At 20.9% G+C, this 7,065-nt stretch carries 9 protein-coding genes and 1 tRNA gene; 4 read left to right on the top strand and 6 right to left on the bottom strand.

All coding sequences use genetic code 11. The annotated features are described in order from the left end of the window. Positions 1 to 873 (bottom strand): ATP-dependent protease ATPase subunit HslU (gene hslU / locus GJU04_RS00585; protein WP_168892973.1); only part of this gene is annotated, 873 nt, incomplete at its 3' end. Between the two features lie 20 nt (positions 874 to 893). Further along, on the bottom strand, positions 894 to 1,421 hold the full coding sequence (hslV, locus tag GJU04_RS00580) for an ATP-dependent protease subunit HslV (RefSeq protein ID WP_168892972.1): 528 nt from the start codon (positions 1,419 to 1,421) through the stop codon (positions 894 to 896). 255 nt (positions 1,422 to 1,676) lie between these two features. Between hslV and tsaB the strand changes: the two genes are divergently transcribed. After that, positions 1,677 to 2,357 (top strand): tRNA (adenosine(37)-N6)-threonylcarbamoyltransferase complex dimerization subunit type 1 TsaB, encoded by a 681-nt coding sequence (gene tsaB / locus GJU04_RS00575; RefSeq protein WP_168892971.1) that lies wholly within the window; start codon positions 1,677 to 1,679, stop codon positions 2,355 to 2,357. A gap of 11 nt (positions 2,358 to 2,368) precedes the next feature. Here tsaB and minE read toward each other — a convergent pair whose 3' ends face one another. The 3 genes from minE to minC are packed head-to-tail and all read right to left on the bottom strand — an operon-like array spanning position 2,369 to position 4,272. Continuing rightward, on the bottom strand, positions 2,369 to 2,656 hold the full coding sequence (gene minE / locus GJU04_RS00570; protein ID WP_168892970.1) for a cell division topological specificity factor MinE: 288 nt from the start codon (positions 2,654 to 2,656) through the stop codon (positions 2,369 to 2,371). A gap of 1 nt (position 2,657) precedes the next feature. Beyond that, positions 2,658 to 3,467, bottom strand: coding sequence for a septum site-determining protein MinD (gene minD, locus GJU04_RS00565; protein ID WP_168892969.1), 810 nt, complete (start codon positions 3,465 to 3,467; stop codon positions 2,658 to 2,660). Between the two features lie 34 nt (positions 3,468 to 3,501). Beyond that, positions 3,502 to 4,272: a septum site-determining protein MinC gene (gene minC / locus GJU04_RS00560; RefSeq protein ID WP_168892968.1), complete on the bottom strand. Its 771-nt coding sequence runs from the start codon at positions 4,270 to 4,272 to the stop codon at positions 3,502 to 3,504. A gap of 188 nt (positions 4,273 to 4,460) precedes the next feature. Between minC and rnt the strand changes: the two genes are divergently transcribed. Further along, entirely contained in the window at positions 4,461 to 5,102 is a 642-nt protein-coding gene (rnt, locus tag GJU04_RS00555) for a ribonuclease T (protein ID WP_168892967.1), read from the top strand. 19 nt (positions 5,103 to 5,121) lie between these two features. Here the strand turns inward: rnt and grxD are convergent, their stop codons facing one another. Continuing rightward, positions 5,122 to 5,433, bottom strand: a complete 312-nt coding sequence (gene grxD, locus GJU04_RS00550; protein ID WP_168892966.1) for a Grx4 family monothiol glutaredoxin — start codon at positions 5,431 to 5,433, stop codon at positions 5,122 to 5,124. Positions 5,434 to 5,580: 147 nt separating this feature from the next. On the opposite strand from grxD, the gene GJU04_RS00545 reads away from it, so the two are divergent. Next, entirely contained in the window at positions 5,581 to 6,924 is a 1,344-nt protein-coding gene (locus GJU04_RS00545; RefSeq protein ID WP_168892965.1) for an MATE family efflux transporter, read from the top strand. Between the two features lie 46 nt (positions 6,925 to 6,970). Next, positions 6,971 to 7,043 (top strand) — tRNA-Val (locus GJU04_RS00540). The last annotated feature ends 22 nt before the right edge of the window (positions 7,044 to 7,065 follow it).

Here is a 7,065-nt window from a genome sequence, read left to right as displayed (position 1 = left end):
TCCATGTTTTGTTGATACTGTACATCCCTCTACTAATGGTAATAAATCTCTTTGTACTCCTTCTCTAGAAATATCTGATGATACATTATTACTTCTTCTACAAATTTTATCGATTTCATCTAAAAATACAATACCGTTTTGTTCTACTGCTTCGACAGCTTTTTGCTTAATATCTTCATTATTAATTAATTTTCCAGCTTCTTCTTCTATTAATAATTTAATAGCATCTTTAACCTTTAATTTACGTTTTTTTTGTTTATTCCCTCCTAAATTTTGAAATAATGATTGTAATTGACTAGTCATTTCTTCCATTCCTGGTGGGGCCATAATTTCAATACCCATAGGAGTGCTTGCTACATTAATTTCAATTTCTTGATTATCTAATAATCCATTTTTAAGTTTTATTTTTAATTTTTGTCTTATAGATTCAATATTATCATCCTGATTCCAATTATTTTTATTAGGAATTAAAACATTTAAAATTCTTTCTTCTGCCATTTCTTTTGCTCTATAACAATTTTTATTAAATGCTTGTATTCTTATCATTTTTATAGCAACATCTGTTAAATCACGAATAATAGAATCTACTTCTTTTCCAACATAACCAATTTCAGTAAATTTAGTGGCTTCTACTTTTATAAACGGTGCATTAGCTAATTTAGCTAATCTACGTGCAATTTCTGTTTTTCCTACTCCTGTAGGTCCAATCATTAATATGTTTTTAGGTGTAACTTCCTGTCTTAAATTTTCATCTAGTTGCATACGACGCCAACGATTTCTTAATGCTATAGCAACAGCTTTTTTAGCACTTTCTTGTCCAATAATAAATTTATCTAATTCTTTCACAATTTCTTTTGGGGTCATCTCAGACATAATTAGCATTTTCCTCATGCTTATTTACATTGTAATTTTTCAATAGTAAAATTATGATTTGTATATATACAAATATCTCCTGCTATTTTTAAAGATTTTTTTACTATTTCATATGCATTTAAATTAGTATTTTCACATAAAGCTCGAGCTGAAGCTTGCGCATAAGGACCTCCAGAACCAATAGTTACTATATTATTTTCAGGTTGTATAACATCTCCACTACCTGTAATAATTAAAGAAGTAATTTTATCCGCAATTACTAATAAAGCTTCTAATTTACGTAAAATACGATCCGTTCTCCAATCTTTAGCTAGCTCAACAGCAGATTTAGTTAAGTTTCCTTGATATACTTCTAATTTTTGTTCAAATAATTCAAAAAGAGTAAAAGCATCTGCAGTACCACCAGCAAAACCGGCAATAACTGTATCATGATATAACTTACGAATTTTTTTTACATTACCTTTCATTATAATGTGACCAAGAGTTGCTTGTCCATCACCACCAATAACTACATCCCCATTTTTCCTTACACTAACTATTGTTGTCACGAGTTTTATTCCTTACTTTAATTATTATTGATTTTATCTCTTATAATAATTATGTAAAATAATTTTATTATAAATAAAATTTTAATAAAATTATTAATTATTAAATTTATTATAAATTTAAACATTTAATATTTTATTTTATAATAATAATATATTATAATTATTTGATAGAATAGTTTGAATTGTTATTAAAACATTGAAATTATAACATAATTTAAATTTTAAACAATAAATTAATTTTTAAATCAGAGATATATGTATAAAAATATTTTAACTATTGATACATCTACAAAATATTGTTTAGTTATTTTTAAAAATAATGGAATTATTTATAAAAAAATTCAGTTTTGTCCTTGTTTACATATTAAATATATACTATTTTTAATTAATAGTATTTTAAGTGAAACTAATATGTTATTATCTGAAATAAATTTATTAGGATATAATTTAGGTCCAGGTAATTTTACAAGCATAAGAATAGGTATAGCAACAATAGAAAGTATGTCTTATGCTTTAAATATTCCTAAAATAGGATTATCCCATTTAATGATTTTAGCAGAAAAATCTTGGAAAATAACAGGAATCAAACAAATAATAACTATTATTAAATGTAATAAAGAATTTTTATATTTTTCTTTATATAAAAGAACTAAAAAAGGTTTATGGCTTGGTAAGAGTAATGAATGTTTATTAAATTATAATGATGTTATTAATAAAATTTTATTATTAAAAGGTATATGGGTATTAATTTCAGATATTAATAAATATTTTAAATATAATGTAAAATTAATACTAAATAAAAATTTAAAAATATCATTTATTAAAAATCAAATTTCTTCTTCAGAAGAAATTATTGATATAATTAATAATATCTTATTAAATAAAAAAAGAATTAAAAAAAATTATGTTATTAACTATATTAAAAATACATTATAAATATAAATTTTTTATTTTTTATTATTTTTTTTAATATATTTTTTAGTTTTAGGTAATGTAATATTTAATTCTAATATTGATATATTATTTTTCTTATCATCTAATTCTATATTAATCATATTAGGATTAATTTTAACATATTTAGAAATTACTTTTAATATTTCTTGTTTTAACTGTATTATATAATAAGGATATATATATCCTTTTTTTGATTCTTCTGATATAATAATTTGTAATCTTTTTTTAGCAATATTAGCAGTTTTTTTTTTTTTTGATAAAAAAAAATTAATAAAATTCATATTATCTCCAAAACAAACGTTGTAAAAAACTTTTTTTTTCACTTTTTATAAAACGTAAAGGAATTTTTTCTCCTAATAAACGTTTAACAGTATCATTATATGCTAAAGAAGCATTAGAATTATTGTGTAAAATTATACTTTTGCCTTGATTTGATGCTCTTAAAACTAAAGGATCTTCTGGGATAACACCTATCATTTTAATTCCTAAAATTTCAATAATATCATCAATACTTAACATATCTCCACAATCCACTCTAAGTGGGTTATAACGTGTTAATAATAAATATTCTTTAATAGGTTCTTCTCCATATTTTGCTCTTTTTGATTGTGAGGAAATAATACCTAAAACTCTATCTGAATCTCTAATAGAAGAAATTTCCGGGTTAGTAGTAATAATAGCTTCATCTGCAAAATATAATGCAGTTAAAGCTCCAGTTTCAATACCTGCTGGTGAATCACAAATTATAAAATCAAAATTCATTTTATATAAATTTTTAAAAATTATTTCAACACCTTTATAGGTTAAAGCATCCTTATTTTTTGTTTGTGAAGCAGGTAAAATATATAAATTTTTATTTTTTTTATCTTTTATTAAAGCTTGATTTAATGTTGCTTCTCCTTGTAAAACATTAATAAAATCATATACTACTCTTCTTTCACAACCCATAATTAAATCAAGATTACGTAATCCAATATCAAAATCAATAACAGCTGTTTTTTTCCCATATTTAGCTAATCCTGTAGCTATTGCAGCACTAGAAGTAGTTTTGCCTACCCCACCTTTACCTGAAGTAACAACAATTATACGCATTAGAATTTCCTTTAATAGTAAATTTAAATAAAATTTAATTACATGATTTTATTGTTAATACTTTATTTTTTAAATATATTCTTGATGATTTTCCCAAAAATTTATTAGGAATTTGATCCTGAAGTAAATATTCACCAGCAATAGATAATAATTCAGCAAATAATTGAGTACAAAAAATTTGACAATTATTATCACCATTAGCTCCAGATAAAGCTTTTCCTCTCATAAAACCATAAACATGAATATTTCCATCTGCTATTAATTCTGCTCCTGTACTAACATTATTTATAATAATTAAATCACTATTATAAGCATAAATTTGTTGTCCGGATCTAATTGGATTATAAATAATTCTACTTCTATTATAAATAATATTTTTTTTTAATGATAAAGAACTTTTTTCCTTTATTATTTTAATAATAGATTTTTGTGTTATATTATTAATATTTTTTTTTTGATCTTGAAAATCATGATTTATAATTTTTTTATTATCTTTATTATTTGTAAATAAAATAGGTATTCCAGTATTATTTATACTTCTAATTATATTTTTATTATTATTACAACCACTTACTCCTATAATCTTAATTCCTGTAGAAATAATAGCATTATAAACTTTTTCCCAATTTATTTCATTTTTTATATAATTAATATTTATAATTACTGACATTTTTTTAAAAAATATAGGAGAATGATTTATTTTTTTTTTAATTGCATTAAATATAAGTTCAGGCTGATTATTATATAAATGAATTACATAAAATGAAAAATTATTTTGTCTAAATTTAATTATTTTTGTTAACATTTTTATCGCCTTTAATTAACTAAAATTATTTTTATTTAAAATAATTTTATTAATTACATTAATATTTATTTAAAATATAAACATATATAAAATATTTTATACTTGTAATTTTTTTGATAAAAGTATAATTTATTTATTTATATAATATTAATATAAAATATATTTAAATAAAAATTTAAAGAATAAAAATGAATAACTTATCAAAGTTAGATCTATTATCTTATAGATTTAGAGGTTTTTATCCTGTTGTAATTGATATTGAAACTTCGGGATTTAATTCTAAATCTAATGCTATATTAGAAATAAGCTTAATAACATTAAAAATGCATAACGGTTGGTTAGAAACAAATGAGACATTACATTTTCATATTTTACCCTTTAAAGGATCAAATATTTCCCCAGAAGCATTAGCTTTTAATGGGATTAATATAAATACCTCTTTAAGAGGTGCTATAACTGAAAAAAAAGCTTTAAAAAAAATTTTTAAAAAAATTTCTCAAGATATAAAAATCAATAAATGTAAAAAAGCAGTTATAGTAGCTCATAATGCAATTTTTGACCATAGTTTTATTATGGAAGCAGTAAAACGTACTAAATTAGAAAATGATAATCCATTTCATCCCTTTGTAATATTTGATACAACATCAATGTGTGGATTAATTTTAGGTCAAACTGTTCTAGCCAAATCATGTCATGCAATTGGTATTCCATTTGATAATAATCAAGCACATTCAGCATTATACGATACTAATCGCACTGCTAAATTATTTTGCAGATTAGTTAATAAATGGAAAAAGAAAGGTGGATGGCCTCCTTCTTTTTTTTCTTAATTTTTATAAATATAAATTATTATTTTTTAAAATTTAAAATATCTTTTAATTCATTATTACTATGTAATGTATATAATATATCATAACCTCCTATTAATTTATTATCAACCCATAATTGGGGAAATGTTGGCCAATTAGCATATTTAGGTAAATATTTTCTAATATCTGGATATTTTAAAACATCAATATAAGTAAATTTTATTTTATAAAATGAAATAATTTTTACAGCTTTATCAGAAAAACCACATTGAGGATGTATTGGGTTACCTTTCATATATAAAATAATAGGATTATTATTAATTTGTTTTTTAATTTTATTAAAAATTTTCATAAAATTCTCTATTTTATTTATAATAATAAAATAATTTAAATCAAAATAATTATATATATAATAATTTAAAGTTTTTTAAAAGTAAAATATTATTTTTTTAATAAAATTTGTTTTTTATAAATTTTAATAAAATAAAAAAGGTTATCCGTGCGAAAATATTTAATTGAAATAAAAAAATTATTTAATATTGCTATACCAATAATTTTAACACAAATAGCTTATATTTTAATAAGTATAATTAATATGATGATGTCTAATTCTTTTAATAAAATTGACATAGCAGTATTATCAATTGGAATATCAATTTGGTTACCAATAATATTATTTGGTCATGGTATTTTTTTATCTTTAATTCCTATTATTACAAAATTATATATATCTCATAATTATAAAAAAATAGTAAATTATATTAAACAATCATATTTATTAGCAATAATTTTTTCATTTATTATGATATTTATTTTATCTAAAATAGATTATTTAATATTATTATTATTTCATGATAAAATTTTTATTTTTAAAATTGAAAAATTTTTAAAAATTATTATTTGGAGTATACCAGGATATTTATTGTTACAAATATTACGTTGTTTATGTATATCATTCTCATTAATTATTCCTGATATGATTATTAGTTGGATTGGAGTAATTTTATATATCCCAATTAATTATATTTTAATTTATGGTTTTAGTTATATACCACCATTAGGCGTTTTAGGATGTAGTTTTTCTATAGTATTAATATACTGGATATTATTTATTATAACCATGATATGGATATCTAAATCAATTTATTTTAAAAAAATAATTTTTTTAAATTTTTCAAAAAATCTAGATCTGAAAATTTTAAAAAAAATAATAAAATTAGGATTACCTATTGGATTATCTATTTTTTTTGAAATTACATTATTTAGCATTGTTTCTTTATTAATATCATTATTTATGGGAATAGATGATGTTATTAGTCATCAGATAGCTATAAATTTTAGTTCTTTAATTTTCATTATCCCTTTATCATTAAGTATCGCTACTACTATATTAATAGGCGTGTATTTAGGGTTAGGTCATAAAAAAAAGGCAAAAATTATTAGTTGGATTTCACAAATTATAGGAGTAATAATATCTATTTTTACTATTTTAATAAGTATTTTTTTTAGAAAAAAAATTGCTAAACTATATAATTCTAATAAAAATATTATAAATTTATCATCTCATTTAATATTATTAGCTTCTTTTTATCAATTTTTAGATTCTATCCAAATTATTGGATCTGGTATTTTGAAAGGATATAAAGATACTAAATCTATTTTTTTTATTACATTTATATCTTATTGGATTATAAGTTTACCTATTGGCTATATTTTATCTGTTACAAGTTTAATTACTTCGAAACCTATGGGCCCATCTGGTTTTTGGATTGGATTTATTATTGGATTAATAATTTCAGTAATATTAATTTTATTACGTATTATAAAAATACAAAAAAATTGATTATTATATATTTATAGTATATTATTATTTAATTAATACTCTTTATGCGTTCTTAACTCAGTGGTTAGAGTGTCACTATGACATGGTGAAAGTCAGAGGTTCAAATCCTCTAGAACGCATAAGTAATGTAAGATATAGATT

The sequence above is a fragment of the Enterobacteriaceae endosymbiont of Donacia marginata genome, assembly GCF_012567685.1.
Lineage (GTDB): Bacteria > Pseudomonadota > Gammaproteobacteria > Enterobacterales > Enterobacteriaceae.
Note: the sequence above shows the minus strand (reverse complement) of the source record. Positions and strands in the feature narration are given on the sequence as shown.